This window comes from Actinomadura rubrisoli (assembly GCF_004349215.1).
GTDB lineage: Bacteria > Actinomycetota > Actinomycetes > Streptosporangiales > Streptosporangiaceae > Spirillospora > Spirillospora rubrisoli.
In genome coordinates, this window is the sequence record NZ_SMKU01000757.1 from 1 (window position 1) to 857 (window position 857).

Genomic DNA, 857 nt, shown 5'->3' on the forward strand with positions numbered 1-857 from the left:
CCCAGGCTGCGCAGCCCGCGTAGAAGGCAGTTGTGGGTGCGGTTGTCGATGCTGAGGAGCTGGCCGTCGGAGGGGTTCTTGATCGGGGTGAGAATCCCGATTCCGGCGCCGTCGTAGCCGCCGTCGGCCAGGGTGGGAAGTCCGCCTGCGGCCGCGGCGTACAGGGCGCCGAGCAGGTGGGCACGGGCTGCGGTCAGGTCGTGCGCCGAGCCGGGCTCGACGTCGGACACCCACAACGGGAACCCGTCGGGTGCCGACAGGGCCTGGACGTTGCCGGCGTGCTTGTGCGCCTTGCCGGCGTACCAGGCGTCGATCGGCTCGCCCTTGACGCTGATGGTCTGCTCGGCGCACCGATCGGCCGGCAACAGCGTCCCGTCCATGATCAGGTAGACGTGCCCATCGGCGCGGGCGCGTTCCAGCGCGTCGTGGAGATCAGGTGCCTGGGCTGCGAGAACGTCGATTCCTTCGCCGATGTAGCGGTAGGCGGTGGCGCGCGAGACCTTGTGGTCGCGGCCGAGTTTGGGGATGTCGGTCTCACCACGGAACCAGCGCAGCACCATCACCGCCTGCCGGAAACAGGTCAATGCGCGGCTGCCCTTGGGCGTCCCGCGCAGCCGGCGTTCGGCCTGCAACAGGCATGCCACATACCGAGCGAGTTCACCAGAGACGTCAAGCGTGGCACGATGGGGAATCACGTGGAGCCTTCCGGGCGGACAAGGTCTTGTGGTGATTCCTTCTCTACCGGGGCTCCACGTCCTATTTCCCGGCCAGGCGATCTGTCCGCGTGTCTCCCCGAACGGCACCTTCAACACTCAGAAAGCTCGACCGTCCGGTTCTAAATCCCTGAGATCACTTCA

Annotated in this window: 1 protein-coding gene; it reads right to left on the minus strand. The window is 66.9% G+C overall.

The genetic code is table 11. The features are described 5' to 3' along the window. The coding region (locus E1298_RS47305; protein WP_424923252.1) for a transposase family protein at positions 1–632 on the minus strand (632 nt) is incomplete at its 3' end. Positions 633–857: the final 225 nt, after the last annotated feature.